The organism is Methylobacterium sp. A54F (assembly GCF_053346035.1).
In genome coordinates this window covers 252,425-278,068 of record NZ_JBKFBF010000007.1, presented here as the reverse complement: position 1 = coordinate 278,068, position 25,644 = coordinate 252,425, and the positions used below count along the sequence as shown (strand labels likewise).

At 73.3% G+C, this 25,644-nt stretch carries 22 protein-coding genes; 9 read left to right on the top strand and 13 right to left on the bottom strand.

The window, feature by feature from the left end:
- The first annotated feature begins 84 nt into the window (after positions 1–84).
- Complete coding sequence (locus tag ACLBXP_RS14105; protein WP_447668353.1) at positions 85–2,370, top strand: lytic transglycosylase domain-containing protein; 2,286 nt, start codon at positions 85–87, stop codon at positions 2,368–2,370.
- 265 nt (positions 2,371–2,635) lie between these two features.
- Here the strand turns inward: ACLBXP_RS14105 and ACLBXP_RS14100 are convergent, their stop codons facing one another.
- The 5 genes from ACLBXP_RS14100 to ACLBXP_RS14080 are packed head-to-tail and all read right to left on the bottom strand — an operon-like array spanning position 2,636 to position 10,154.
- Positions 2,636–3,802 carry a VWA domain-containing protein gene (locus tag ACLBXP_RS14100; protein WP_447668352.1) on the bottom strand — a complete coding sequence of 389 codons (1,167 nt, stop codon included), beginning with the start codon at positions 3,800–3,802 and terminating at the stop codon, positions 2,636–2,638.
- Positions 3,799–6,129 carry a DUF5682 family protein gene (locus ACLBXP_RS14095; RefSeq protein WP_447668351.1) on the bottom strand — a complete coding sequence of 777 codons (2,331 nt, stop codon included), beginning with the start codon at positions 6,127–6,129 and terminating at the stop codon, positions 3,799–3,801. Before ACLBXP_RS14095 ends, ACLBXP_RS14100 begins: the two co-directional genes overlap by 4 nt.
- Positions 6,130–6,139: 10 nt before the next feature.
- Positions 6,140–7,237, bottom strand: coding sequence for an ATP-binding protein (locus tag ACLBXP_RS14090; RefSeq protein WP_447668350.1), 1,098 nt, complete (start codon positions 7,235–7,237; stop codon positions 6,140–6,142).
- Positions 7,234–8,793 carry a DUF5691 domain-containing protein gene (locus ACLBXP_RS14085; RefSeq protein ID WP_447668349.1) on the bottom strand — a complete coding sequence of 520 codons (1,560 nt, stop codon included), beginning with the start codon at positions 8,791–8,793 and terminating at the stop codon, positions 7,234–7,236. Before ACLBXP_RS14085 ends, ACLBXP_RS14090 begins: the two co-directional genes overlap by 4 nt.
- Positions 8,793–10,154 carry an SWIM zinc finger family protein gene (locus tag ACLBXP_RS14080; protein WP_447668348.1) on the bottom strand — a complete coding sequence of 454 codons (1,362 nt, stop codon included), beginning with the start codon at positions 10,152–10,154 and terminating at the stop codon, positions 8,793–8,795. Before ACLBXP_RS14080 ends, ACLBXP_RS14085 begins: the two co-directional genes overlap by 1 nt.
- A gap of 336 nt (positions 10,155–10,490) precedes the next feature.
- Here ACLBXP_RS14080 and ACLBXP_RS14075 point away from each other — a divergent pair, with 336 nt between their 5' ends.
- The 3 genes from ACLBXP_RS14075 to ACLBXP_RS14065 are packed head-to-tail and all read left to right on the top strand — an operon-like array spanning position 10,491 to position 12,726.
- Entirely contained in the window at positions 10,491–10,889 is a 399-nt protein-coding gene (locus tag ACLBXP_RS14075; protein ID WP_447668347.1) for a DUF350 domain-containing protein, read from the top strand.
- A gap of 11 nt (positions 10,890–10,900) precedes the next feature.
- A complete protein-coding gene (locus ACLBXP_RS14070) occupies positions 10,901–11,560 on the top strand; it encodes a DUF1190 domain-containing protein (RefSeq protein WP_447668346.1) in 660 nt (219 codons plus the stop codon).
- Complete coding sequence (locus ACLBXP_RS14065) at positions 11,560–12,726, top strand: glutathionylspermidine synthase family protein (protein WP_447668345.1); 1,167 nt, start codon at positions 11,560–11,562, stop codon at positions 12,724–12,726. Before ACLBXP_RS14070 ends, ACLBXP_RS14065 begins: the two co-directional genes overlap by 1 nt.
- Before the next feature lie 139 nt (positions 12,727–12,865).
- Here the strand turns inward: ACLBXP_RS14065 and ACLBXP_RS14060 are convergent, their stop codons facing one another.
- The 3 genes from ACLBXP_RS14060 to ACLBXP_RS14050 are packed head-to-tail and all read right to left on the bottom strand — an operon-like array spanning position 12,866 to position 15,501.
- Positions 12,866–13,759: a hypothetical protein gene (locus ACLBXP_RS14060; protein WP_447668344.1), complete on the bottom strand. Its 894-nt coding sequence runs from the start codon at positions 13,757–13,759 to the stop codon at positions 12,866–12,868.
- A gap of 11 nt (positions 13,760–13,770) precedes the next feature.
- Positions 13,771–14,757, bottom strand: a complete 987-nt coding sequence (locus tag ACLBXP_RS14055) for an SPFH domain-containing protein (RefSeq protein ID WP_447668343.1) — start codon at positions 14,755–14,757, stop codon at positions 13,771–13,773.
- A gap of 12 nt (positions 14,758–14,769) precedes the next feature.
- The gene (locus ACLBXP_RS14050) at positions 14,770–15,501 is read right to left on the bottom strand and encodes an NUDIX hydrolase (RefSeq protein ID WP_447668342.1); all 732 of its coding nucleotides are present in this window, start codon (positions 15,499–15,501) and stop codon (positions 14,770–14,772) included.
- A 251-nt stretch (positions 15,502–15,752) separates the two neighbouring features.
- Here ACLBXP_RS14050 and ACLBXP_RS14045 point away from each other — a divergent pair, with 251 nt between their 5' ends.
- The 3 genes from ACLBXP_RS14045 (at position 15,753) to ACLBXP_RS14035 (ending at position 19,345) form a co-directional block, all read left to right on the top strand.
- Positions 15,753–17,915 carry a marine proteobacterial sortase target protein gene (locus tag ACLBXP_RS14045; protein WP_447668341.1) on the top strand — a complete coding sequence of 721 codons (2,163 nt, stop codon included), beginning with the start codon at positions 15,753–15,755 and terminating at the stop codon, positions 17,913–17,915.
- The gene (locus ACLBXP_RS14040) at positions 17,912–18,490 is read left to right on the top strand and encodes a class GN sortase (RefSeq protein WP_447668340.1); all 579 of its coding nucleotides are present in this window, start codon (positions 17,912–17,914) and stop codon (positions 18,488–18,490) included. The genes ACLBXP_RS14045 and ACLBXP_RS14040 overlap by 4 nt, the downstream gene beginning before the upstream one ends.
- A gap of 93 nt (positions 18,491–18,583) precedes the next feature.
- The gene (locus ACLBXP_RS14035; RefSeq protein ID WP_447668339.1) at positions 18,584–19,345 is read left to right on the top strand and encodes a helix-turn-helix domain-containing protein; all 762 of its coding nucleotides are present in this window, start codon (positions 18,584–18,586) and stop codon (positions 19,343–19,345) included.
- Positions 19,346–19,713: 368 nt separating this feature from the next.
- On the opposite strand, the gene ACLBXP_RS14030 is transcribed toward ACLBXP_RS14035, so the two are convergent.
- From ACLBXP_RS14030 to ACLBXP_RS14010, 5 genes are read right to left on the bottom strand one after another with little or no spacing between them, the layout of a single operon-like run.
- Entirely contained in the window at positions 19,714–20,652 is a 939-nt protein-coding gene (locus ACLBXP_RS14030) for an arginase family protein (RefSeq protein WP_447668338.1), read from the bottom strand.
- Positions 20,649–21,911 carry a M20/M25/M40 family metallo-hydrolase gene (locus tag ACLBXP_RS14025; RefSeq protein WP_447668337.1) on the bottom strand — a complete coding sequence of 421 codons (1,263 nt, stop codon included), beginning with the start codon at positions 21,909–21,911 and terminating at the stop codon, positions 20,649–20,651. Before ACLBXP_RS14025 ends, ACLBXP_RS14030 begins: the two co-directional genes overlap by 4 nt.
- On the bottom strand, positions 21,898–22,563 hold the full coding sequence (locus tag ACLBXP_RS14020) for an amino acid ABC transporter permease (protein WP_447668336.1): 666 nt from the start codon (positions 22,561–22,563) through the stop codon (positions 21,898–21,900). Before ACLBXP_RS14020 ends, ACLBXP_RS14025 begins: the two co-directional genes overlap by 14 nt.
- Positions 22,564–22,573: 10 nt before the next feature.
- Positions 22,574–23,383: an ABC transporter substrate-binding protein gene (locus tag ACLBXP_RS14015; RefSeq protein WP_447668335.1), complete on the bottom strand. Its 810-nt coding sequence runs from the start codon at positions 23,381–23,383 to the stop codon at positions 22,574–22,576.
- A gap of 32 nt (positions 23,384–23,415) precedes the next feature.
- Positions 23,416–24,180: an amino acid ABC transporter ATP-binding protein gene (locus ACLBXP_RS14010; RefSeq protein WP_447668334.1), complete on the bottom strand. Its 765-nt coding sequence runs from the start codon at positions 24,178–24,180 to the stop codon at positions 23,416–23,418.
- A gap of 108 nt (positions 24,181–24,288) precedes the next feature.
- Here ACLBXP_RS14010 and ACLBXP_RS14005 point away from each other — a divergent pair, with 108 nt between their 5' ends.
- Both ACLBXP_RS14005 and ACLBXP_RS14000 read left to right on the top strand, forming a co-directional pair.
- The gene (locus ACLBXP_RS14005) at positions 24,289–25,185 is read left to right on the top strand and encodes a LysR family transcriptional regulator (RefSeq protein ID WP_447668333.1); all 897 of its coding nucleotides are present in this window, start codon (positions 24,289–24,291) and stop codon (positions 25,183–25,185) included.
- A 220-nt stretch (positions 25,186–25,405) separates the two neighbouring features.
- Positions 25,406–25,618 carry a hypothetical protein gene (locus ACLBXP_RS14000; RefSeq protein ID WP_447668332.1) on the top strand — a complete coding sequence of 71 codons (213 nt, stop codon included), beginning with the start codon at positions 25,406–25,408 and terminating at the stop codon, positions 25,616–25,618.
- Positions 25,619–25,644: the final 26 nt, after the last annotated feature.

Here is a 25,644-nt window from a genome sequence, read left to right as displayed (position 1 = left end):
CCGCATACGCGGTTAATGCCTTCTTAACGACCCCGGGGGGAGGCTGTGCCCTTCCCGCTCGCGGCAAGGATTGAGTCGCAGGCCATGGCGTCATCCACGCGCTCCTCCCTGGCTCTCCTGGCCCTCGCGCTGACGGCGGGCGTCGGGTTCGCCGCCCCCTCCGGGACGCTGCCGGGCCCCGAGAGCGAGGCGCCGAGCCAGCCAACCCCGCCGGCGAGCGACGCCGCCGCGGCCTCTCCCCAGCTCCAGGACGCCAAGGCCCCCCTCGATGCCGTCGCGGCCGACGCCCTCCGGGTGGAGGCGAAGGCGCCGGAGGCCGCCCGGCCCGCGCTGCCCGCGGGCGCCACGGCCTACGCCTCGGCCGACCCGGATGCACCAGTGGCCTTCCCGCTGCCCGACGCCGCGGTGGCGCCCGCCGCGCCGGTGCCGGAGGTGCCGGACCCGGCCCGCGCCGCGCGCTCGGGCGAGACCGACGTGACCCTCCTGCGCCAGGCGATCGATTTCTACCGCAAGGGCCGGGTCGCGGACGGCGACCGGCTGCGCGACGGCTTCACCGACCCGGCGGCCCGCGCCCTCCTCGATTGGATCGCCATCCGGGCCGGCGCCGGCATCGGCTTCGAGCGCACCGTCGCCTTCGCGCGGTCCAACCCCGATTGGCCGGCCGGCGCCCTGCTGCGGCGGCGCGCCGAGGAGGCGCTGCTCAGCGAGCGCAAGGCCCCCGCCGTGGTCCGCGCCTATTTCGGCGCCACCAGGCCCCAGAGCGCGCCGGGTAAGTTCGCCCTCGCCCTGGCCTTCCGGGCCGAGGGGCTCGACGGCGATGCCGCGACCCTCGTGCGCGAGCTCTGGCGCGAGGAGACGTTCGGGCGCAGCCTCGAGGCCCGCGTTCTCGACGCCTTCCCCGGCGCCCTCACCCGCATCGACCATCGCGCCCGCATGGAGCGCGCGCTGATGAAGGAGGATTGGGAGGCCGCCGGCCGCGCCGCGGGCTACGCGGGCGGGGCAATGCAGACCCTGGTGCGGGCGCGCCGCGCCGTCGAGGACAAGAGTTCCGGGGCGCTCGCCGCCCTGAACGCGGTGCCGCCCTCGCTGCGCTCGGACGCCTCCTACATCTTCTCGAAGGCGCAGTATTTCCGCCGGGCCGACAAGGCCGATGCGGCCGCCGCGGTGCTGGCCACCGCACCCACCAACCCGGAGGTCCTGGTCGACGGCGACGAGTGGTGGGTGGAGCGCCGCATCGTCGCCCGCAAGCTGATGGATGCCGGCAATTCACGCACGGCCTACGCGGTGGCGAGCGGCCACAGCGCCCGGACCACCGAGAAGCGCATCGAGGCCGAGTTCCACGCCGGCTGGATCGCCCTGCGCTTCACCGGCGACGCGGCGACCGGCGCCCGGCACTTCGCCCGGGCCGCGGAGATCGCCGAGACGCCGATCTCCATTGCCCGCGCGGCCTACTGGCAGGGCCGCGCCGCGGACGCGGCAGGCGAGGCGGAGGCCGCCCGCGCCTTCTACGAGCGCGCGGCCCTCCAGCCGATCGCCTATTACGGGCAGCTCGCCCGGGCCAAGCTCGGGCAGGCGAGCCTCACCCTGCGCGAGCCGGCCGAACTCGACGGGCCGGGGCGGGCGGCTTTCGAGGACCGCCTCTGCGTCCGGGCCCTGCGCCTCCTCGGTGCCGCCTCGCTGAAGGAGCTCGCCCTGCCGCTCTACATCGACGCGGCCCAGAAGATGACGGACGCCCGCGAGGTGCAGGCCTTGGGCGATCTCGCCACGGAGATGCGGGACGCCCGGGCCCTCGTGGCGATCGGCAAGCTCGCGGTCCAGCGCGGGCTGCCGCTCGACGCCCACGCCTACCCGACGATCGGCATCCCGACCTACGAGGCGTTCTCGGCCGTGCCGCTGGTCGAGCGCGCCATGGTCTTCGCCATCGCCCGCCAGGAGAGCCAGTTCGACCCGCGCGCCCAGTCCGGCGTCGGGGCGCGGGGATTGATGCAGATGATGCCGGCCACCGCCCAGCGCACGGCGCGCCGGGTGAGCACGACCTACGATCAGGACCGCCTGGGCAGCGACCCCGCCTACAACGCCCGCCTCGGCCAGGCCCATCTCGGCGAGCTGATGGAGGATTGGCGCGGCTCCTACGTGCTCGCCTTCGCCTCCTACAACGCCGGCGGCGGCAACGTGAAGAAGTGGATCGACGCTTACGGCGACCCGCGCCGCGGGGATGTCGACGCGGTCGACTGGGTGGAGCGCATCCCCTTCACGGAGACGCGCAACTACGTGCAGCGGGTGATGGAGAACCTGCAGATCTACCGCTCGCGCCTCGACGGCAAGAGCGCCCTGCTGATCGACGGCGACCTCCACCGCGGCGCCCGCTGAGGCGCGCACCGGCGCAGAGCCGCGAAGGGAAGCGTGCGAAACCGGATCATTCCGCAAGCACGAGCAGCGAGTATCCTCCGAGGACCCGCACCGTGAAATCCGGGTTCACCGTGAACGTCGCCCTGCGGGGCAGGCTCATGACGCGACTCGACAGAGCTTGGCTCGGCAGTTCGAGACGGCTGGCCGTGTAATTGCAGGCTACGATCGTATATCCGCAGCCCCTGTGGAGGGTCCGTGCGGGCGCGCTTGCGCCGTCCGCCCGCGCTCATCCGGTGCGGGGACCCGCGTCCGCCGGCACCGCCGCGATACCGGCGGAGGCCGCCCAGGCCGCGATATCCGCCTTGCGGATCGCCGCCGCCATGAGGCCCGGGAAGTGGTCCGGCGTGCAGGCGAAGGCGGGGACCCCCAGGGCGGCGAGGCGCGCGGCGAGGGAGCGGTCGTAGGCGGGCGCGCCCTCGTCGGAGAGCGCGAGCAGCGCCACCACCTGCACGCCGGACGCCACGAGCCGCTGCGCCTGCGCCAGCAGGCCGGCCTCGACACCGCCCTCGTAGAGGTCGGAGATCAGCACGAGCACCGTGTCCTCGGGCCGCGTGATGCGCGAGGCGCAGTAGCCGATCGCCCGGTTGATGTCGGTGCCGCCCCCGAGCTGGACGGAGAACAGCACCTCCACGGGGTCGTCGAGATCGTCCGTGAGGTCGACCACCTCCGTGTCGAACACCACGAGTCGGGTCGAGACGGCGGGCAGCGAGGCCATCACGGCGCCGAAGATGCTGGAATAGACCACGGAGTTGGCCATCGAGCCGGACTGGTCGATGCAGAGGATCACGTCCTTGAGCGAGCCGCGGCTCCTGCGTCCGTGGCCGAAGCGCGTCTCGGGGATGATCGTGCGGTACTCGGCCTGGTAGTGGCGCAGGTTCGCGCGGATCGTCCGGTTCCAGTCGATCTCGGCGTGGCGGGGGCGGCGGTTGACGCTGGCGCGGTCGATGGCGCCGTTGACCGCCTGCCGCAGGGGCTCCTCCAGCTTGGCGAGGAGCGCGTCCACCACCTTGCGCACCACCAGGCGGGCGGTCTCCTTCGTGCGGCCGGAGAGCACCCCCCGCATCGAGATCAGCGTCGAGACGAGGGCGACGTCGGGGACCACCGCCTCCAGCATCTCGGGCTCGGTGAGCATGCGCCTGAGGTCGAGCCGGTCGAGGGCGTCGCGCTGCATCACCTGCACCACGGCGGCGGGGAAGTAGTCGCGGATGTCGCCGAGCCAGCGCGGCACGGAGGGCGCCGAGGAGCCCAGGCCGCCCCGGCGATCGGAATCGTAGAGGGCGCCGAGCGCCTGATCGAGGCGCAGGTCGCGCTCGCCGAGGGCGTGGCCCGTGCCCTCCGCCGGGCCGCCGCCGAGCACGAGGCGCCAGCGGCGCAGGCGTTCGGTCTCGCTCACGGCGCATCCTCCGGCGTCTCGGTCTCGGGGATCACGGGCGCGAAGAGCAGGTGCAGGATCGGCAGCACCGCCGCGGCCCGCTCCGCGTCGTGGAAGTGGCCGGGCGGCGCGTCCCGCGCGTCCCCGCGCCTCGGATTGCCCAGGGCGGCCCCGATCGCGCGGCGCTCGGCGGGCGGGATCGTCGAGAACGTGCGGCGCACGAGGGGAAGGAGTTCCGTGAAGTGCCCGTCATCCAGGTCGCGGAGCCAGGCGTCGAGGACGGCGAGGAGGCCCTGCCCGTGGAGCAGCACCGTCCCGCTGTCCTCGAGGAAGCCCTCGATCCAGGCGGCGGCCGCGCCGGCGCCGGCCGCCCGCGACAGGGCGCGGCCGAGGCGCTCGCCGGCCTGCGCGGGCTCGAGCACCCGCGCGTCGAAGAGCAGGCGCACGGCCCGGCCGACGACGCGGCCGTGGACGTGCTCCTGGTCGGCGAGCGTTCCGAGCGCCTCCCGCCAGAGGGCCGTGAGATCGGCCTCGTCGAGGAGGGCGAGCGCGCCGGTGACGGCGGCGATGCGCGCCTTAGCGGCGGCCGCCGCGTCGTCGTCGAGGCTCTGGCAGGCGGCGACGAGCCCCGCGGCGGCGCGCGGCACCAGGCCGCGCAGGGCCGCGCGCACGGGCGCGGTGTCGGCGCTGCGCACGGACCCGTAGCGGGCGAGCTCGGCGAGCGGCGGCAGTGCCTCCATCAGGTCGAACACGTCCGCCGAGACCGCGGCGCGGTCCTCGATCGCCCGGATCACCGCCGCCGTGGCGTCCGCCAGGTCGGCGTCGAGCAGGGTGCTGATGAGCTCCGCGAGGTCGGCGACCCGGGTCGCCTCCGCGGCCCGGCGGCTCACCTGTGCGGCAGCGGCCTCGGCCACCGTGCCGCCGTCCGCGGAGGCGGCGACGAGGTCGACCACCCATTCGGGCTGCCAGCCGAGGGACCACGCCTCCTTGAAGGTGCCGCGCCCGCGCGCCGCGCGCCGGGTGCCCCAGGGCACGCCGATCAGTGCGAGCCGGTTGAGGAAGTGGCTGCGGGCGAGGTCGTTCTCCTTGCGCAGGTCGAGGACGATCTCGCCCGCATCCGTCCCGGGCTTCAGGCGCAGGCGCTTGCAGGTGCTCGCGAAATCCACCTCGACGGGGGTGCCGGGGCTGTCCGGCGGGGTGGCGCCGAGGCGTTCGCCAATGACGAGCCTGCGCCGGATCAGCGCCATCGGGGCGGGGTCGGCGAAGCAGAGGGTCGCCTGCGTGGCCTCGTCGAGGTCCTCCAGCGAGGGGCGGCTCCGTCCGCGCAGGCCCGCGAGCGCCTCGGCGAGGCGCGCGGCCTCGATCACCGAGGCCGGCGAGGCGTCGAGGTCCTCCGCGCGCAGGAGCGCGGCGGCCCGCGCGAGCCAGCGGGCGGCGACCTGCTCCCCGTGGTTCCAGAGCGTGTCGTACCACTCGGGCGAGAGCACGCCCGCGCGGTAGCCACTCGCGGTGGCGAGGCGCTCGTAGGACCACGGCGCCCACGCGCTCGCGACCTTGGCCTTCGGCAGCCCCTTCAGAGTCGCCGCATCCGCGGCGGACTGGCCGCGCGCGTCGTGGCGCGCCAGGGCGGGCACGTGCCAGGCGCCGCACACGACCGCGATGCGCGCGAAGCCCTCCCGCCCGGCGCGGCGGATCGCGCCCCGCATGTGCGCCTCGCGCGCCTCCTCTCTTGCCACCTCCCTTGCCTCCTCGCGCGCCGCGCCTGGCGAGGGGGCCTCGCCCGGATCCGGCCCGGTCGCCGCGCGCAGGGCCGCCATGGCCTCGGCGATGGCGCCGAACACGTCCCCGTCCGTCCCCGCACGGCTTTCCACGAAGGCGTCCCACCAGCGCTCGCCGTCGGGGAAGCCGGCGGCCTGCGCGAGTTCGCCGAGCGGGTCGCGCCGCAGCGCGGCCGGGGCCGCCTGCGCCGAGGCGACGGCGCCGCCCGGCGCATCCCCCGGCGGCGCCTCGGCCGGGCCGCCGAACCCGTCCGCGAGCTGGATCGCGTGCGGCAGGTCCATGAAGCGCACCGCCGCACCCGCGGCGATCCCGTGGCGCAGGGCGACCCACTCGGGGGAAAAGCCCGCGAAGGGGAAGAACGCGCAGTCGCGGGGCCGGTCTGGGCGGTAGACGAGGAGCGCCACCGGCGGCGCCATGCCGGTATCGGCGGCGAGCGGGATCAGGTCGTCCGCGTCCGGCGGCCCCTCGATCAGCAGGCAGTCCGGCGCGAAGGCCTCGAGGGCGGCCGCGAGGGTTCGCGCCGAGCCCGGCCCGTGGTGGCGGATGCCGAAGAGGCGGATGTCGGGCATCGGGCCCCGCTCACGCGCTCTCGCGGGCGGCGCGGTAGAAGTCGCGCCAGCCCTCGCGCTCCTTGACCACGGTCTCCAGGTACTCGCGCCAGACGATCGCGTCCTGCACGGGGTCCTTCACCACGGCGCCCGCGATGCCGGACACGAGGTCGCCCGCCGAGAGACGGCCGTCGCCGAAATGGGCGGCGAGCGCCAGGCCGTTGCCGACGACGCTGATCGCCTCGGCCGTCGAGAGCGTGCCGGAAGGCTGCTTCACCTTGGACTTGCCGTCCTCGGTGACGCCGTCGCGCAGCTCGCGGAAGATCGTGACGACGCGGCGGATCTCGTCGGCGCCCGGCGGCTCGGCCGGGATCTCGAAGGCGCGGCCGAGCGAGGCCACCCGGGTCTCGACGATGGCGATCTCCGCCTCGATGGTGGCGGGCGGCGGCAGCACCACCGTGTTGAAGCGGCGCTTCAGCGCGCTGGACAGTTCGTTGACGCCGCGGTCGCGGTTGTTGGCCGTCGCGATGAGGTTGAAGCCCTTCCGGGCCGCCACCTCCGCGTTGAGCTCGGGGATCGGCAGGGTCTTCTCCGAGAGCACGGTGATGAAGCTGTCCTGCGTCTCGGACGGGATGCGGGTGAGCTCCTCGACGCGGGCGATCCGCCCCTCCTCCATGGCGCGCATGATGGGCGACGCCACGACCGCCTCGCGGCTCGGCCCTTTGGCGAGCAGCAGCGCGTAGTTCCAGCCGTAGCGGATCGCCTCCTCGCTCGTGCCGGCCGTGCCCTGCACGATGAGCCGCGACGTGCCGCAGATCGCGGCGGACAGATGCTCGCTGACCCAGCTCTTGGCCGTGCCGGGGACGCCGAGGAGCAGGAGCGCCCGGTCGGTGGCCAGCGTCGCCACCGCCACCTCCATCAGGCGCCGGTCGCCGATGTACTTCGGCGTCACCTCGAACCCAGAGCGGAGGCGCCCGCCGAGCAGGTAGGTGACGACCGCCTGCGGCGAGAGCAGCCAGTTCGGCGGGCGCGGACGGTCGTCCACGGCCTTCAGCGCCGCGATCTCCTCCGCGAAGGCGTCCTCGGCGGCCCGGCGCAGCTGCGCCTCACCCTGTTGCGTCTGCGTCATGTCGGAGGTGCTCTCCCTTCCGCGATCGGGTCGGCGAACTCGCGCCGCATGGCGGCGCGCAGCTCCAGGGTCTCGGCCAGTCCGGCGAGCTGGCCGCGCAGGCGGGCGTCGGCTCCTTCCGGCAGCCGGGCGAGGATCGCCGCGGCCGTCGCGGCGGCCCGCTCGGTCGGGGCCGCGACGTTGCCGAGGCGCCCGATGACCCAGGCGCGCGACAGGGCCTCGTGGGCCGCGCCGGTGCCGCGGGTCGCCGCGGCGAGCCAGTCCAGGAGGCCCTCGGTGAAGGCGGGGGAGAAGCGCGGCGGCCCCTTGGCGAGCAGCGGGAGCGCGACGGGCCCGTGGCTGCGCAGCAGGGATGCGGCGGCGTTTTCCCACGCTGCGGCGGGCAGCAGGGCCACGCTGCGCGCCCACAGGTCGGACAGCGCGTCCGTGGGCGTCACGCCCGGCAGGCGCCCGTCGCAGGCTTCGCGCAGCACCTCGGCCATGGCGCGCACCCAGTCCGGGTCGCGCGAGTTGCGCGCGCAGGCGTGGAAGCCTTCGAGGAGGGGGAGCGCCCATTCGCTCTGCAGGGCGAGCTCGATCCAGAGCCGCGGCGGGTGGCCGGCGTAGGCGCCGAGCGGTGCCGCCGCCAGGATGCCGCGGAGCAGCCCGGCCCGCCGGCCGCCGGCGTCGCGCTCGTAGGCGCGGGGCTCGACCCCGTCGCGGGCGAGTTCCGGCGATTCCTCCGGCAGTGTGACGACGAGCGCGTGCCGCGTGCGGATGAGGAGGTGGCGCCGGCTCTCGACGGCGAGGGCCGCCCGCGCCCGCTCGGCCATGCGCCCGACGAGCCGCGAGTCCGGCAGGCGCCTGAGCAACCGCTGCGCGCAGGCGCGCACCTCGACGGCGCGATCGTCGAGGCAGGCATCGAGGAACGGCTCGTCCGCCGCGCCGAGGCCCTCTTCGAGGGCGGGCAGGAGCTGGGCGCGCAGCTTCGCCCGCTCGGCCTTGAAGCCGGAGGCGAGGGCCTCTCGGGCGCCGGCCGGGTCCCGGCGGCGGAAGGCGACGAGGGCTTCGTAGCTGTCGGGGGCGGGGTCCGCGGCGGCGTCCGGCTTCGGCACCTCAGCGCCGCAGGCCCGGGCGAGCCAATCGAGCTCCGGGCCGGCGACGGACCGGATCAGCGCCGCCTCGCCGCGGATCCCGGCAAGCTCCGCGTGGAGCCAGGGCGGTGCCCGCACGCCGGCCTCCGCCGCAAGCTCGAACCATTCCCGGCGCCGGGGCTCGGCCGAGGCGCCGGCGGCCAGGAGGGCGTGAAGGCGTCGTGCCGCGGCCGGCGGGCATTCGGGGCCGTCCACCGGCCGCTCCGGCGCGGGCCGCAGCGCCTCGGGGCCGATCCCGGTCCCGGCCCGATGCAGGAGGCCCTGCACCACCACCTGCGCGAGGAGGGCGCCGCCCGGCTCGCCGACCGGGTCAAGGTCGGGCAACGGGCCCTGCGATGCGGCGGCGGGCGCGCGGTCGGCGCCCAGGAGCGCGGCGGCCAGGGCCGCCTCCCACTCCAGGACCGGCGCGGCCCCGCCCTCCATCAGGCCGCCCGCACGAGGATCGGCCGCGGCTCCTGCGGCGGCACGGTGTAGAGCCGCCCGTCCGCGACGAGGGCCAGGGGCGCGAGCCCGGTGCCGTCGTACTGTCCGAACATGTCCACCGGGCGTCCGGCGGCGACGGCGACGAGGGCGGGCAGGTGCGGGCTGGCGCGCAGGGCCAGGCAGCCGGTGGCGTCGCCCGCCGCGAAGGTTGCGGTGTCGGCGAGCCGCCCGAGGCGCACGCCCGCGAGGCGCAGGGGCCAGCGCTCCGTCCAGGGCGCCCGCGCGAGCACCGCCGCGAAGGCGTCGCGCGCGGCGCCGACCGTGCCGGCCCCCGGCAGCGCGGCCGCCGCGGCCGGGCGAGGCCGGCCATCGCGCAGGATGGCCCGCAGGGCCGGATCACCGGGATGGAAGGCGAGCGCGCCCGAGAAGTCCTGGCCAGCCACCGGGGCGGCGGGCAGCGGCGCGCCGGCCGGCGCGAAGTCGATCACCTGGGCGAGGGCGCCGGTGCGCCGGCCGGCGAGCCAGACCGAGCGGGCGAGGAGCCGGTCCTCCTCCTCGACCGCGTGCGCGAGCACCGCCCAGTCTTCGACGTGGCTCGGCTGGGCCGCCAGGCTCTCCGCCGCGACCGGAAGGCCGAGCGCGGCGCGCACGCAGGCGGCCTGCCCGGGCTCCAGGCAGGCGAGGCGGCGCGCGGCGCGCGCGAGAAGGGCGATCTGCCCGACCGCCAGCGCCAGCGCCGCCTCCGGCCGCGGCCCGCCCGGCACGGCGCCCGCGGCCGCGAGCCCCGGCAGGGCGCGCACCCGTCGCGCGAGGCCCGGCACCTGCCCGTCCACGAGGCGGCCGGCCATCCGGTCGAACACGGCGTAGGGCTCGCCGCGCGCCGCCGCGAGCCCCCGGCGCATCAGGTCCGAGAGCCAGAGATCGAGCTCGTCCAGCGCCGCCGCGACGCGGTCGGCGCGCGCCTGCCGGCGCTTCGCCTGAGCCTCGGGGTCCACGGGCCGGTCCGGCTCACGGGCCCGGCGTTCCGAGGCGGCTGCGCGGGTCTCGCGCGCGCTCACCCAGGCGGTCACCCAGTCCGGTGCGGCGGCCGCCTGGAGCGGGGACGCGGCATCGATCAGCATCAGCCCCAGCGCGTGCTTGCAGGGGAACTTGCGGCTCGGGCAGGTGCATTTCGAGGCCGCCATCGCAGGGTCGGCGACCGTGCGGTAGGGCGCGGCGCCGCTGCCCTTGACCTCGCCGAAGATCACCTCCCCCGCCCGGCCGAGCCCGCTCCACTTCGGAGGCTTCGCCTGATCCTGGCCGGCCTTGCGGCTCGACGCGTCGGGGGCGAGTGCGAGGATCTGGTCGACGGTCAGGCTCATGCGATCGGCGGATCGACTCACGTCAGGCATCGTCGGGCGCGACAATCTGCACGATCCCGGCTCGACGGCAAGCGGGACCTTGAGCAATGCGAAAGATCAATGAAACCCTGGATTGATTCCAAGGAGAATAGTGCGGGGGTTTCCGGCTGCCTAACGATAGGGATTAGGGGTCGTTTTGCCGGCGTGCTTGTGGCGCGCCGCCGGCACATGCTACCGATACAGTCCTTCTGCTTTTCCGGCCCCCGAAGAACCGTGAGGCGCGAATCCATCAGATCGCATGGTTGACCGGATCGACACGCCAGCATGCGCGGGCCGCCCCGCTCGGGATGCGACGCGGTGAATTCCATCTCGGGACTGCCCGATTTCCTCCTCTACCTCGTGACGGCGCTCGGCCTGATCGGGCTCTACCTCGTGACCTACACCTTCGCGACGGCGCACAACGAACTCGCGCTCATCCGCCAGGACGTGACGGCGGCCGCGGTGGCGCTCGGGTTCAGCCTTGCCGGCTTCGCGATGCCGCTCGCGGCGGCGATCTTCAATGCGCAGTCGCTCCTCGACTGCGTGGTCTGGGGGCTCATCGCCCTCATCGTCCAGATCCTCGTCTACTGGCTGGTGCGCCTCGCGATACCGGACCTCTCGCGGCGGATCGCCGACGGCCGGATGGCCCCGGCCGTCCTGCTCGGCGCGGCCTCCTTCGCGGTCGGCATCGTGAACGCCGCCGCGATGGCCTACTGAAGGGCGCCGCGATGCCAACCCTCCCCGCGGGCGAGACCGGGCCGGCCCGGCGCACCAAGCGTTCGGCGACCATCTCCCTGGTGCTGATCGCCGGCGCCGGCGCCGCAGCGCTCCTCCTCGCGCGGCGCGACCCCTCGCAGCGCGAGGAGGACGCCCTGGTCTACGATACCGACGGCGCCTGCATCGCGGGGGGCGTGCGGCCGGCCGACGAGTGCGTCTCGGAGTACCGTACCGCCCTCGACAGCTACGCCGCCAGCGCGCCGCGCTACCCGACGAATGCGGATTGCGAGCGCCACCACGGACCGGGCGGCTGCACCGTCGGGACGGGCGATCCGCCGGGCGGTCCGGCGAGCTTCGTGCCGCTGATGTCCGGATACATGATCGGTCGCACCGCGGCGCAGGGCCTGCCGCCCCAGCCGCTCTACCGGCATGCTCCGGAGGAGGAGCGCCAGTCCGTCGCCGGCAGCTCCGCCGGTTTCGCCAGCGGCTATTGCACGGGCGCGGGCGGCCGCGTGTTCACCACGGGCGGCGGGTCCGTCGCCCGCGTCTCCTCCGCGGTGGCCCGGACCACGACGAGCACGCCGCGGACGGTCGCTCGCGGCGGCTTTGGCGGAACGGGGCGCGCCGTCTCCGCCCTGGGCGGTCATGCGAGCGGGTCCGGGGGCGGCTGATGCGCCGCGTGCCCATCCCGGAGCGGCCCGACTGGCCGGCGCGCGCGGCCGAGGCGGGCTTCACCTTCCACACCTTCGCGGACGGGCCGTACTGGGAGGAGCGCGCCTATTATGCCTTCAGTCTGGCCGAGATCGAGGACGACATCGAGGCGCCGACCCGCGAGTTGCACGCGCTCTGCCTCGCCTTCGCGGAGCGGGCCGTACGCGATGCCGGCATCCTGACTTCGCTGGCCATCCCCGAGCATGCCTGGAACGCGATCGCCGACAGCTTCCGACGGCACGACCCCTCCCTCTACGGGCGGTTGGACCTCTGCTACGGCGGGGCCGGCACCGGACCGGCCAAGCTCCTCGAATACAACGCCGACACACCGACCGCCCTCTACGAGAGCGCGGTGTTCCAGTGGCTCTGGCTCGAGGACGGCCTCGCGCATGGGCGCCTGCCGGCCGACGCCGACCAGTTCAACGCGCTGCATGAACGGCTGATCGCCCGCTTCGGAGACATGGGCCTGCCCGATACCGTCGCGTTCGCCTGCTTTCCCGACGCGCCGGAGGATCGCGGCACGGTCGCCTACCTTCAGGATTGCGCGGTCCAGGCCGGGCTGCGCGCGCCCTTCGTGGCGATGGAGGCGGTCGGCCTGGGTGACGACGGCCGCTTCCTCGACGCTGACGGCCGGCCCCTCGACGCCGTGTTCAAGCTCTACCCCTGGGAATGGATGTTCGCCGATGCCTTCGGCCCCGCGATCGGTCCCTCTCCGACCCGCTTCATCGAGCCGCCGTGGAAGGCGGTCCTCTCCAGCAAGGGGATGCTGGCGCATCTCTGGGCCATGGCGCCGGGCCACCCGAACCTGCTGCCGACCTATTTCGAGGACGATCCCGCGAAGGCCGCCCTCGGGACCTCCTTCGCGAAGAAGCCGCTGTACTCGCGCGAGGGCGCGAACGTGCTCCTCGTGCGCGAGGGTGCCGTCCTCGAACGCGACGAGGGTCCCTACGGCGGCGAGGGCCATGTGCGCCAGGCGCTCGCGGAGCTGCCAGCCTTCGCGGGGCATCATGCCCTGGTCGGGAGCTGGGTCGTCGGCGCGGAACCCGCAGGCCTCTGCGTGCGCGAGGAACGGCGCCGCATCACGACCGACCGGGCGCGGTTCGTGCCCCATCTCATCACGGGGTGAGCGCAGCTTGCAGGACGTGTGAAGGCCGCGCGCCGGTGTGCTCCGTGGCGAGAGGCGACAGCGGCGGCCGCGGCTTCGGACGAGCCGGGCAGGCACCGGTGAGCGCCTGCGAGGGCGGCTCCGGCCGATCGGCGCCGCGCTACGGGACCACGAGGTTGAGCGTCCGGGCCGCCGGCGTGACCGCGACGCGGCGTCCCCAGTCGAAGGCGACGAAATCCTGCTCGATCCCGTCCGAGAACACCACGCCGCCCTCGTTCATCCGCGACACCACGGTGAGGGGTGCGCCGGAGAACTTGCCCGCGCGCAGCTCCGTGCCGGTGGCGACGCTCCGGAACGGTTCGCGCACCCAGTAACCGAACGCCGCCTCCTCGACGCCGACCTCCAGGGTGAGGTGCGTCGCGTCGCTGATCGAGCGCGCCCACCCGGTCAGGCCGGTGCCGGAGGCCACGATCAGCCCGCTCGACGACTGGTCCTCGGCCCGGGTCCCGTCGTCGATCCGGTAGCGCGCGGATTGGTGGCTGCGGTGGCCGACGAAGATCTCGTTCAGGGCAAGCAGGCGCTCGCCGCCGTCGAACAGGGCCTGCACCATGGTGCGCCGCTGCAGCGGCGCGGCACCGGCGACGCTGGCGGGCAGGAGCGCGCGCAGGCGCTCGACCCGGGCGCGCGCGAGGACGCCGTCGTAGAGATCCGGCGCCGGGTTGACGCCGACCACCGGCTGCCCGTCCAGGTACTTCGCGACGTTCGCCACGAGCCCGTCCTGCCCCACCGCCACGACGACGTCCTCGGGGGCGAACAGGAACCGGTCGAGGTCGGGGCGCCGCACCAGCGCCTGCCGCCAGTCCAGGGGTACGGCCGCGCGCGCCTCGGCGAGCACCGCGTGGAACCGGGCGTGGCGGTCCTCGACCTCGGCGATCGCCTGCCCGCGGCTCTCCAGGAAGAACCGCACCTGCCCGCGGGTCGCGTGGCGGGCGATGAGCAGCTCGTAGTCGGTGTCGCGGATCACGAAGACCACGCGGGGCGTCGCGCTCGTCACGGGCGGTCTCCTCAGCGGGGCGCGACCCGCGCCGGGAAGGCGCCGCGGACCTCGCCCAGGACGGCGGCGAGCAGGTCGGGGGTGACGTTGACGTGCTCGATCGTCTCCAGCTTGCCGGCGAGCTCGCGCGCGGCCAGCCCGAGGAGGACGGCCGGCGGCATGTCGCGGTAGACCGCCGCGCGGCGCTGCTCGGCCTCGGCCCGGGCCCCTTCGACCAGCCGGATGCGCTCGGCCTCGGCGGCCGCCTCCACGCCCCGCGCCTCGGCGAGGCCGGCGGCGCGGTCGCGGGCGTTCTCCCCCTCCTGGGCGATCAGGACGGTCTCGCGCCGGGCGAGCTCGGTGCGGGTCGCGAGCTCGTTCTCCGCGATGGCGCGCTCCTTCTCCACCGCCAGGGCGCGCCGGGCGAAGGTCGCCTCGTCGGCCTTCTGCTGCAGGGCCTCGAAGGTCGGCGTCTGCAGGGCGCGCTCGAGCTCGCTCGTGGGCGCCAGGTTGGTCAGCCGCACCGACACGGCCGCGACGCCGATCTCGGTGAGGGCGGGAGCGGCGGACAGGACCCGTTCCAGGACGGCGCGCAGCGGCTCCGGCCCTGCGTCGAGGAGGGCGCCGATCGGGCTCGCCCCGAGGTACTGGAGCGCCGCCTGGCCGGCGATGCCGCTGAGGCGCGCCTCGATGCGCTCGATCGGCTCGCCCTGCAGGCGGCCGGTGCCGAGGTTGATCGAGAAATCGACCCGGCTCGCCAGCAGTTCGGGGTCCACGACGTGCCAGCCGATTGTCCCCTGCACCACCACGGTCTGGAAGTCCCGGCTGCGGCCGCGGACGAACAGGGTCATCTCGCGGTCGTCCACCGGCACCTCGCTGATGCTCGCGGTCTCGGGCCTGAACCAGAACACCAGCCCCCGCCCGCTCTGCCGGATGCGGCCGTTGCGGAAGCGGATGACGTGGCTGCTCGCCTCGCTCCGGAGCTGGGCGATCACACCGATGTTGCGGACCGTTGCCATGATGGTCTCTCCTCAGGACTCGCGTGATCTGTCGAAACGGAAGAGCTCGGCCGGACGGAACGCCGTGCCGGCCTCCCGCGCACCGGTCGGCGCGATCCAGCCCCGGTCGCGCATGCGGCGGCGGAAGGCGGACTTGTTGAGGGGGGCGCCGAGGATCGCCGCGTGCACGTCCTGGAGCTGCCGGAGGGTGAAGTGCTCGGGCAGGAGCGCGAAGGCGACGTCCGTGTAGTCGAGCTTGCCCCGCAGGCGCTTCACCGCGAGCGCGAGGATGTCGGCGTGGTCGAAGGCGAGGCCGAGGGGCGCGCCGCCCTCCGACACCGCCGAGACCGGGCCGCCGGCCTCGCCCGCCCAGGGCACCGCGAGCGTCGCAGCCGTCAGTCCCGCCGCGCCGGCGCGGGCCTCCGCGAAGGGCGCCTCCGGCAGGAGCGCGAGGTAGGCCACCGTGACGATCCGCATGCGCGGATCGCGGTCCACGGCGCCGAACGTGTAGAGCTGCTCCAGCCGCGCCCCGGCGATCCCGGCCTTGTCGCGCAGGATGCGCGCCGCCGCGGCATCGAGCGTCTCGGCGATGCCCACGAACCCGCCGGGGAGCGCCCAGAGCCCCGCCTGCGGGTGCCGGTCCCGCTGCTTCAGGAGGACGCCCAGCCTGTCGCCGAGCAGGCCCAGCAGGACGAGGTCGACGGCCAGGGCCGGCCGCTCGTAGGCCGCCGGATCGTAGCGTTCCAGGAACTCGGGCTCGGTCATCCGCCGCTTTCTGCTCAATCTGAGTATAACTAAGACGCAAGTTGCGCATAAGTCAAGGCGCCGCCGGGTCCGCCGCGCGGCGCCCGTCGCGCGCACAGGACCGCACCGCTTCCGCACGGATCCGCCCGAAGGCGTCCGGCGCGTGCGGCCCGCGCTCGAAAAAGGGCGAAGCTTCTCGTGGCGGTGCCTCGGGCCGCGGGAGAGCCTTGGCGGTGAGCCGGCCCCGATCCGCCGGCGCAGGAGGTTCTCCGATGCCGTTCCCCGCTCCACGCTTCCCGATCGGGCAGCCGCGCGCCGCCGCGCCGTCGCCGGTCTTCCTCATCCTGCTGGCACTCTTCGTCATGCTCGCCTCGGCCCAGGCGATGCCGGGCCCGGCACCGGGTGCGACGCGGGGCGGCCTGACGCTGCGCGGGCCCGCCGGAACCGCACCGGTCGAGGCCGTCCGGCTCGCCACGGACATCGACGTCGACGTCAGCGGCCCGACCGCCCGCGCGGTCGTCACCCAGGCCTTCCGCAACACCACCGCCGACTGGGTCGAGGGCACCTACGTGTATCCCCTGCCCGAGGACGCGGCGGTCGACGGGATGAAGCTCGTCGTCGGCGCGCGCGTGATCGTCGCCGACATCCGCGAGCGGGCCGCGGCCAAGCGCGCCTACGAGGCCGCGAAGGCGGCCGGGCAAGCGGCGGCCCTGACCGAGCAGGAGCGGCCCAACGTCTTCACCAACGCGGTGGCCAATATCGGCCCCGGCGAGACGGTGCTCGTGCAGATCACCTATCAGCAGACCGTCCCCGTCTCGGGCAGCACCCGGACGCTGCGCCTGCCCCTGGTGGTCGCGCCGCGGTACCATCCGGCCCCGTCACCGGTGGGGCCGGCGTCGCTCGACGGCGCGGCGCACGATCCTGTGCCGGACCGTGCGCGGATCAGCCCGCCGGTGCTCGACCCGGCGACCGCCCTGCCGGTCAACCCGGTCGCCGTCACCGTGCGGCTCCGGGCGGGCTTCGCCCTCGGCGCCGTGCGCAGCGCGACCCACGCGATCCACGTGACCGAGGCCGGCCCGGAGCTGCGCACCGTCACCCTGGCCGAAGGCGTGGTTCCGGCCGACCGCGACCTCGAACTGACCTGGGAGCCCGTCCCCAGCCGGGCGCCGGACCTTGGCCTGTTCCGGGAGACGGTCGCCGGCCGGACCTACCTCCTCGCGACGCTGAGCCCGCCCGAGGCCGAGGCCGACACGGCCCCCCGGCCGGCGCGGGACGTCACCTTCGTCATCGACAATTCCGGCTCGATGGCCGGCGCCTCGATGCGGCAGGCCAAGGCCGGGCTCCTCGCGGGTCTCGCCCGCCTGACCCCGCAGGACCGGTTCAACGTGATCCGCTTCGACGACACCTGGGACGCACTGCATCCCGAGCCCGTCCGGGCGACGCCCGAGGCCCTGCGGGGCGCCGAGGCCTTCGTCTCCGCCCTGGAGGCGCGGGGCGGCACGGAGATGCTGGCACCGCTCAAGGCAGCCCTGGCGGACCCCCGCCCGGAGGACGGGCGGGTGCGGCAGGTGGTGTTCCTCACCGACGGCGCGGTCGGGAACGAGGACCAGATCTTCGCGGCGATCCACGCGGGGCTCGGGCGCTCGCGCCTGTTCATGGTCGGCATCGGCTCGGCCCCCAACGGCCACCTGATGCGCCACGCCGCCGAGATCGGCCGCGGCAGCTTCACCGAGATCCGCGACCTCGGCCAGGTCGGCGAGCGCACCCGAGCCCTCTACGCCAAGCTGGAGGCGCCGGCCGTGACGGACCTCGCCGCAAGCTTCTCGACCCCGGGCGTTGCCGTGACGCCGGGCGCGCTGCCGGACCTCTATCGTGGCGAGCCGCTGGTCTTCGCCGCCCTGCTCCCGCACGCGGACGAAGGGAGCGTGACCGTCTCGGGCCGGGTCGCCGGCCGGACCTGGACCCGCACGCTGCCCCTCGCCGGGGCGACGCAGGGCGTCGGCATCGCGAAGGTGTGGGCGCGCTCGCGGATCGGCGAGACCGAGACGATGCGCATCACCGGGCGCCTGAGCGGCGCCGAGGCCGATGCGGCGATCCTCGCCCTCGCCCTGGAGCACCGCCTGATCACGCGCCTGACCAGCCTCGTGGCGGTCGACGCCACCCCGCGCCGGCCGGCGGGCGCACCGCTCGTCGCCGCCGACCTGCCCCTGAACCTGCCGGCGGGCTGGGACTTCGCCCAGGTGTTCGGGACGGATCGGCCCGGCCCGGCGCACGGAACGGGCGCACGGATCGTGCCGATCGGCGCCGGCGGGGCGGGGATCGACCTGCCGCAGACCGGCGCCGGCTTCCTGTCGCAGCTCGTCCTCGGCCTGCTGCTCGCCCTCCTGGGTGCCGCTCTGCAGCGCCTCGGGCGCCGCACCGGGGCCGTGCGATGAGCCGCCGTCGCGGCGCCCCCGCGAGGAGGGCCCTCGCGGCCCTCCTCACCCTCGCGGGCCTGGGGATCGCGGCGCAGGCAGCCTGGATCCCCGTCAAGGGCGCCCTGGCGCAGGTGCTCTTGGAGCGCGCCTTCGCGCGCACCCTGGCCGAGGGGCGACCGGTCAGGCCCTGGCCCTGGGCTGACACGGCGCCGGTCGCCCGGCTCACGGTCGCCGGCCGGAGCTTCGTGGTGCTGCGGGGCGCGAGCGGCCAGGCCCTGGCCTTCGGTCCGGGTCAGCTGGAGGGGACGCCGGAGGCCGGCGCGCCGGGCACTGCGATCTTCGCCGCGCACCGCGACACGCAGTTCGGGGTGCTGGGCCGCCTCGCACCCGGCGATCCCGTCGCGGTGACGCGCCGCGACGGGCGGACGGTCCGCTTCCGCGTCACCGGCACGCGGGTCGCGCCGTGGGACGCCTCGGGGATCGACCCGCAGGCCCCCGGGCGGCACCTCGCCCTCGTGACGTGCTGGCCCCTGGACGCGCTGCGGCCCGGACCGTTGCGGTTGATCGTCGAGGCGGAGGCGGCGCCGCCCTGATGTGCTCCGGATCGGCCGACAGGATCCGGCACTTGCCCGATTGTGCGGTTTCGTGCGGATCTGTGCTGGTCGAGCCGCCGCGAGCCGTGCCCCGTGAACGAGACCGAACTGCCCGAGGCGCAGAGCCGCGCCATCGCTCGGATTGTGCGTGAGGCGCTGGCCCGCCAGCGCATCTCACGACAAGCGCTCGCCGATCAGGCGCGGATCAGCATCTCGACGCTCGAGAAGGCGCTTGCCGGGCGCCGACCCTTCACCCTGGCGACCACGATCCGGCTGGAGGAGGCGTTGGGCCAGCCTCTGCGCCAGGAGGCGGGACGGGCCGTGTCGACCCCGGATCCACCGCGTCACGCGCCCGACGAGCTCGGGGCCTACGCGCGGGAGGGCGTCTCGTGGTTGGAGGGCCGCTACCTGACCCTTCGCCCGTCTTTCGGCGCCGCAGGTGCGATTTTCGCCTACCGCACCGAGATCGCCTGGGACGCAGGCAGCTCGCGGCTGGTGTTCCGTGAAGCCGAGCGCCTCGATGCCCCGTTCGCGCAATCCGGCAGCGTGGCCGTGCCGAGCCAATCGGGCATGATCTATCTGGTGACCAACTGGCACGGTCAGCACCGCCTCGCCGTGCTCTGCCGCCCCAGCATCCAGGGCGAGATGTACGGGGTGCTCACCACGCTGCACGCGGGCCGCGGCACGCAGCTCACGCCGACGGCCGCGCCGCTGGCGCTGCTGCCGGAGCGGATCGGCGCGGAACTCGGCTACGGGCGCATCGGACCGGAAGAGTCGGGATATGTTCGCTATCGCGCGCACCTCGACCGGGTTCATGAGGAAGGCTACGCCGCGTTCTTCACGGGCACCCGCTAGCCCGGGGAGGACCTGCGCTGTCGTCATCGGCAGCGTCGGTCCGAGGTGGGGCTGGCCTGCCGTCACTCGGCCGGAGCAGCGAGCCGAGCGGTTGATGCGGTCGGGAGGGGTACGCGCCCGATCGGATGAGGGTCCCCTTACGGAATCACGGTGTGGACGCAACCGGCGCATCAGCAAGCTGCAGGCGGCACGGGCCGAGCCGTACCTCGTTCACGCTCGGCGGTGACCCACGCCATGTCCGCGTCGGGCAGGTGGTGCCGATTCGTCGAGGAACCGCGTCACCCCCACCCAACGGCCGCTGTCGTGACTTACATCGGCCGATGAGGTCCGGGCGTGATCTCGAGACCACTCGTTCTGACCGGCGACGCTCATGTCATGTCGGGGATCAGGTTGTGCTGTCGTGCCAGCAGGATCAGAGCCTCCATGATCATGTGCGCACACAGATGCGCGGCCATGTCGTTGACATCCTGCGGAGGACTCACCGTGTTGAAATCCATCGCGACGATGTTCAGGCCGCTCAGGCTGCGAAGCAGCTCGATTCCCTCCCGTGCCGTCAGGCCGCCCCATGTCGGCGTGCAGACCCCGGGGGCGACGGACGGATCGAAGACATCCATGTCCCAGCAAAGATAGACGGGCCGATCGCCTACGACACTGCGGAACTCGGCCATGGTCTGCGCGAAGCCCCGTCGCAACAGCGTCTCGGCGGTGACGACGCGAAAACCGAGATGGGCCGCGTGATCGAGGACGCCTCCGCAATAGGTGAATCCGCGCACGCCCACATGCCAGGACCGAGACGCGTCGACCCAGCCTTCCTCGGCGGCGTTCGTGAATTGCGTCGCAGCGTTGTAGCGATCGTCCGGCTCGTATGGGTAGGCGTCCGTGTGGCTGTCGATGTGGAGCGCGACGAGACCCGGATAGCGGCGGCCCGCCGCCCGCATCAGTGCCAGCGACACCGAGCCATCTCCGCCGATACCGACTGGCACCGCGCCGGCTTCAAGGATCGCGCCCGCGGCCGCCTCGATCCGGGGCAGCGCGTCGCAGATGCGTCCGGGCGTCAGCGCCACGTTTCCGCAATCGACCGCGCCGAGCAGGCTCAGGATGTCGACATCCGCCAGCGACGGGTGGAACCGGCGTAGAAGGCCTGATTGGCGGCGCACGGCTGTTGGTCCCTGCCGCGCCCCCACCCTGAAGGCGTGGGTCCCGCAGTCGAACGGCACGCCCAGGATCGCGGCCCGGCATCCAGGACCGGGACGTCCGGCGGGCAAGCCCATGAAGGTCTCGGGCGGCGCGAACAGCGGGTCGGTCAAGGCTGAGGACCCCTCAGGAAGTCGAAGGCCGTGAGCGCGTGGACGCGGGCCACCTGGCCGAGTTCGGCGATCTCGGCATACTCGTCCGGCCCACCCATGGCGTGAGGGGTCGGCCCGTAGACGACGGTCGGGATGCCGCGCATCCGGAACCAGCGTGCGTCCGACCCGCCAACCCGCATGTTCACCGCGACCGGGGCGCCGAGGACCTCCTCCGCGGCGGCCGCGCACAGGCGCACGAGAGGATGGTCCGGGTCGGTGTGGTTCGGCGCGAAGTTCCGCAGCACGCGGACCGACAGGTTCGGATCGTCGAGGGCGCCGCCGATCGCGGATTCGACCGCCTCTGCCGCTACGCCGACGGGCAACCGGATATCCAGCGCGGCCCGAGCGCGGGCCGGGACGAGGTTCGGCGAGGTGCCACCCTCGATCCGGCCGAGATTGACCGTGATCCGGCTCAAGGTCTCCGCCTCGCCGGCCCCGGCCAGGGGCTCGGAGATGGCGCGCGAGCGGGCGATCGCCTCGGTCACGGCGTGGGGCGCGGCGACCGGCACCGCCGCCAGCGCCGCGCAGAGCCGGTCCAGCGCGTCGCGCAGCCGATCAATCGCATTGTCCCCGAGGTGGACATGGGCGCCGTGAGCGGGCTGCCCCGTTGCCTCGACCTCGATCCAGACAAAGCCCTTCTCGCCGAAGCGCAGAACGTGAGGCGAGCCGGCATCGCCGATGATCACCGCGTCGCCCGTCGCATGCGGTACGGTGTCGAGCAGCCATCGGGTTCCCAGGGGGCCCATACTCTCCTCGTCCCCCGCCAGCGTCAGAACGACCTCGCCGGGCCAAGCCTCCGCGACGGAAGCGAGCCCCGCAAGGGCGACGATGGAGGCGGCGATCCCGCCCTTCATGTCTGCGGCGCCACGCCCGTACAGGCGCCCATCGACGGTCGCCCCGGCCGGATCGACGCTCCAGGTCTCAAGCTCACCGACGGGATAGGTGTCGAGATGGCCGTTGAGGACGACGCGCCGCCCAGGCCCTCTGCCCTGGACACGGGCGACGACGTTGACGATCGCCTCCGCACTCGCGTGAAGGGTGACCTCGGCCGAGGGTACCGCCTCCCGGATGCAGGCTGCGGCGACGTCGGCGACCGTGCGGGTGTCGCCGGGCGGGTTCGGGGATTCCGCCGCCATGAGCCGCCGCGCAATGGCGGCGACCTCGGAGCCGCGGTCGGCGGCGAGGGCGCGTCGGGCGGCGGTGGCGTCATCGCGCGGCAAGGCGGCGCTCCCAGATGCGGATCGACTGGGTCAGCGGCCAGCAGATCGCGAAGTAGATCACTGCGATGAAGGTGAAGATCTCCAGCGGCCGGAAAGTCGACGAGGAGAGTTCCATACCCCGCCGCGTGATCTCGCCGACGGAGATCACCGCCGCGAGCGAAGAGAATTTGATGAGCTGCACGAAATTGGCCGCGAGCGGCGGCAGGATGAAACGGACCGCCTGCGGCAGGACGATCCGCACGAAACTCTGCACCGGGGTGAGCCCGAGGACCTGCGCCGCCTCCCGCTGCCCGACCGGAACGGCCTGGATGCCTGCCCGGAAGACTTCGGCGATGAAGGCCGAGGAATAGATCGAAAGGCCCAGGATCGCGGCGGAGAAGGCGTCGAGGCGGATCCCGAGCAGGATCGGCAGGACGTAGTAGGCCCACAGGAGCTGGACGAGGATCGGCGTGTTCCGGACGACCTCGCCGTAGGCGAGGGCGAGCGCGCGGAGGGGCCAGAAGCGCGAGCCCGACATCACTGCGACGAGGAGACCGCCGGCGGTCGCAAAAACGAGGGTCAGCCCGGAGATGATCAGGGTCGTTTGGACACCCGACAGCAGGAAGGGGAGGTTTGCGGAGATCACGTCCCAGCGGAACTGATAGGTACCCATCGCAGGCGGCCTACGGCGCGACGATCGGGCCGAGCCCGTTCTTCTCGGCGAACTTCGCGAGCCGCCCATCGAGCTTGATGGTGTCCACGAACAGGTTGACGTAGTTCAGCCAGATCTGGTCACCTGGCGCGACCACGTAGGCGTAGGGCGTCACGGCGAGCTTCTCCGGCGGCATCAGGTAGGTGACGCCGGGGAACTCCTTCTTCATGCGCAGGACCGTGGGGAAGTCGCTCATGATGACGTCGGCTCGGTTCGACATCAGCTCGGCTTGGCTGGTGGCCGGAGGCGCGACGGCGTTGACGGCGGCGTTCTTGAGGTAACTCCTCGTGAACGGCTCGATGTAGGAGCCGAGCGTGACGGCCGCGGTGATGCCCTTCTTGTCGATATCGTTCCACTGCTTGATCGGGCCGCCTTCCTTCACCACCGCGTAGACGTTGGTCACGAGATAGGGCTTCGAGAACTCGACGGCCTGCGCGCGCTTCATCGTTGCGCCGACGCCGAACATCCCGATGTCGCATTTGTTGGCCTGAAGATCCGCGATGAAGGTGCCGAAGGCCGTCTCGACGACTTCGAGCTTCACCCCCATGTCCTTGGCCATTTCCTTCATCAGGTCTGCGTCGATCCCCTCCAGCTCCCCGGTGGCGGGATTGCGGAACGCGATCGAGTAGTAGAGCGGCCAGGTACACACCCGCAGTCGACCGGACTTGGTGATTTCATAGAGATGCGACTGCGTCTGCTGCGCGGCCGAGGGGACCGCTGTGCCGAGCAGGGCGATTCCACCGAGGAACGCCGCGAGGAGCCCGATAAAACGACGCGTCATGGTGCAACCCTCCGTGTGAATGCGGGTGTCGGTCAGTCCTCGAACTGCGCCAGGAAGCGGCGCGCGCGGTCCGTAGAGGGCGCGGCGAAGAAGGCCTTCGGCGCGCCCTCCTCGACGATCCGGCCGCCATCCATGAAAACGACACGGCTGCCGACCCTCTCGGCGAAGCCCATCTCGTGGGTCACGACCATCATGGTCATGCCCTCGCCAGCGAGATCGCGCATCACCGTCAGCACTTCGCGCCGCAGCTCCGGGTCGAGAGCGCTGGTCGGCTCGTCAAACAGGAGCACCGCCGGCCGCATGGCCAGGGCGCGGGCGATGGCGACGCGCTGCTGCTGGCCGCCGGAGAGCCGGCCCGGATAGGCGTCGCGCTTGTCGGACAGGCCGACCTTGGCGAGGAGTGCCTCCGCGCGGGCCACGGCCTCGTCGCGCGTCAGTCCCCGGACCCGCATCGGCGCCTCGATGATGTTGGCCAGGACACTCATGTGTGACCACAGATTGAAGTGCTGGAACACCATCCCGATGTCGGATCGCACGGATCGGGCGGCCCGCGCGACCGACCGATCCGCCTTGCCGCCCGCGACGACCTGATCGTGCATGAGCACGCGACCCCGGTCCGGTTCCGCCAGGAGGGCGAGGCAGCGCAGCAGCGTGGTCTTGCCCGAGCCGCTCGGCCCGATGACGCAGACCACCTCCCGCTCATGCAGCGTCAGATCCACGGCATCGAGGACCCGGTGCGACCCGAAGGTCTTGCCGATCCCCTCTCCCACCAGAATCCGTTGCGCCGCAGCTGCCATGATCCATCACCGTTTGTGATGCGCTAATCTGACGCGATTCCGCTGACGATGTCACGCCCAAATTTGAGGCTTGAACTCGTGATTGGTGATGCTGGATAAATCACAGTTATGGATCTGCGACAGATTGAGCTCTTCACCGCCATCATTGAGCACGGGAGCCTCACGGCGGCGGCCCGCGCCCTCGGCGTCACGCAGCCGGCGGTCAGCGCTGGGCTCGCGCGGCTCGAACGGGCGGTCGGCTTCTCACTGTTTCACCGCGATGGGCGGCAGGTCGTGCCGACGGCGGAGGCGGCGCTTCTCTATGAAGAGGCCGTCCGGGCCCTGGCCGGGGTTGCGCAACTCGATGATGCCGCCGCTGCCATCGCGGCCGCCGCCCGGGGCTCCCTGACGATCGCCACCAACCCGAGCCCCGGGATCGCCTGGCTGCCCCGCATCGTCGCGGAATTCCAGCGGACGCGGCCCGATGTCTCTCTCAATCTCCTGACCCGCTCCTCACGCGAAGTCCGGGATCTCGTGGCGGCCCGTGCCTACGATTTAGGCATCGCTGAGCCGCCGTTCGACAAGAAGGACAGCGTTGTCCGCCGCTACCGATTCGCCGCGGTGGCGGCACTCAGGGCCGATCATTCCCTGGCCGCGCATGAGACGTTGACGCCCGCGCTCCTCGACGCGGCGCCCATGATTGGGCTGCTGCCCTCGCACGGGACTTCCCCGGCGATCGCGCAGGCCTTCGCCGCGGACGGTGCCGACTTGCGGATCGTGATCCGGTGCGAGTTCTTCGCGACCGCGCTGAACCTCGCGGCCGCAGGGGCCGGGATCGCCATCGTCGATCCGATCAGTGCCGCCTGCCATGCGGCGCCCGACATCGCCATCCGCCCGTTCGCCCCGCGCATCACCTACGAGGTAGCCGTTCTGAAGCCAGCGCAGAGCGGCTTTTCCCGCCTCGCCGAGGCCTTCGCGGCGGCCATCGACCAGCATGTTCGTCCCTACCTGACGGAGCAAAGCTGATGACGCTGTCAGGGACCCTGCCCGCCTCCATTGCGGCCGGGATCTGGGCTGACCGGCACCTGCCGGAAGAGTTCGCCGCCCTCTGCGATTGCGGCGGGCGCCTTGCGGGCACGCCATCCGAGGCTGCGGCGCGCGACCTCGTCCGGCGCCTCGGCGAGGCGGCGACGGGGAGCGGACCACCCACGCGGCCGGCGTGCCCGTCAGGACCTTCCTGCCGCCAATGGCCAACTCGGACCATGCCAACTTCACAGCATACGGGATCCCGGCGCTGCGCCTCGTGGCCGGTTTCGACGCGATGGATTCCAATCTGAGACACGTTCTGACGGCGGCCGACACGAGGGACAAGGTCACGGTGGGAGAATTGCGCCACGCGGCCTTCGTTGCTGCTGCGGTAACTTGGTCCGCTCTCACGGACGAGCGGCTTCCCAATTGAAGCGTTCGCCGCAGCTGTCGGAATCG

Bases quoted from the DNA above. Each gene is read 5' to 3' on its own strand.
- ACLBXP_RS14090 (WP_447668350.1), bottom strand. From the start codon at position 7,237: ATGACGCAGACGCAACAGGGTGAGGCGCAGCTGCGCCGGGCCGCCGAG.
- ACLBXP_RS14020 (WP_447668336.1), bottom strand. From the start codon at position 22,563: ATGGGTACCTATCAGTTCCGCTGGGACGTGATCTCCGCAAACCTCCCC.
- ACLBXP_RS14095 (WP_447668351.1), bottom strand. From the start codon at position 6,129: ATGCCCGACATCCGCCTCTTCGGCATCCGCCACCACGGGCCGGGCTCG.
- ACLBXP_RS14010 (WP_447668334.1), bottom strand. From the start codon at position 24,180: ATGGCAGCTGCGGCGCAACGGATTCTGGTGGGAGAGGGGATCGGCAAG.
- ACLBXP_RS14080 (WP_447668348.1), bottom strand. From the start codon at position 10,154: ATGAGCCTGACCGTCGACCAGATCCTCGCACTCGCCCCCGACGCGTCG.
- ACLBXP_RS14040 (WP_447668340.1), top strand. From the start codon at position 17,912: ATGAGCCGCCGTCGCGGCGCCCCCGCGAGGAGGGCCCTCGCGGCCCTC.
- ACLBXP_RS14085 (WP_447668349.1), bottom strand. From the start codon at position 8,793: ATGGAGGGCGGGGCCGCGCCGGTCCTGGAGTGGGAGGCGGCCCTGGCC.
- ACLBXP_RS14050 (WP_447668342.1), bottom strand. From the start codon at position 15,501: ATGACCGAGCCCGAGTTCCTGGAACGCTACGATCCGGCGGCCTACGAG.
- ACLBXP_RS14070 (WP_447668346.1), top strand. From the start codon at position 10,901: ATGCCAACCCTCCCCGCGGGCGAGACCGGGCCGGCCCGGCGCACCAAG.
- ACLBXP_RS14105 (WP_447668353.1), top strand. From the start codon at position 85: ATGGCGTCATCCACGCGCTCCTCCCTGGCTCTCCTGGCCCTCGCGCTG.
- ACLBXP_RS14015 (WP_447668335.1), bottom strand. From the start codon at position 23,383: ATGACGCGTCGTTTTATCGGGCTCCTCGCGGCGTTCCTCGGTGGAATC.
- ACLBXP_RS14065 (WP_447668345.1), top strand. From the start codon at position 11,560: ATGCGCCGCGTGCCCATCCCGGAGCGGCCCGACTGGCCGGCGCGCGCG.
- ACLBXP_RS14045 (WP_447668341.1), top strand. From the start codon at position 15,753: ATGCCGTTCCCCGCTCCACGCTTCCCGATCGGGCAGCCGCGCGCCGCC.
- ACLBXP_RS14055 (WP_447668343.1), bottom strand. From the start codon at position 14,757: ATGGCAACGGTCCGCAACATCGGTGTGATCGCCCAGCTCCGGAGCGAG.
- ACLBXP_RS14005 (WP_447668333.1), top strand. From the start codon at position 24,289: ATGGATCTGCGACAGATTGAGCTCTTCACCGCCATCATTGAGCACGGG.
- ACLBXP_RS14000 (WP_447668332.1), top strand. From the start codon at position 25,406: ATGGCCAACTCGGACCATGCCAACTTCACAGCATACGGGATCCCGGCG.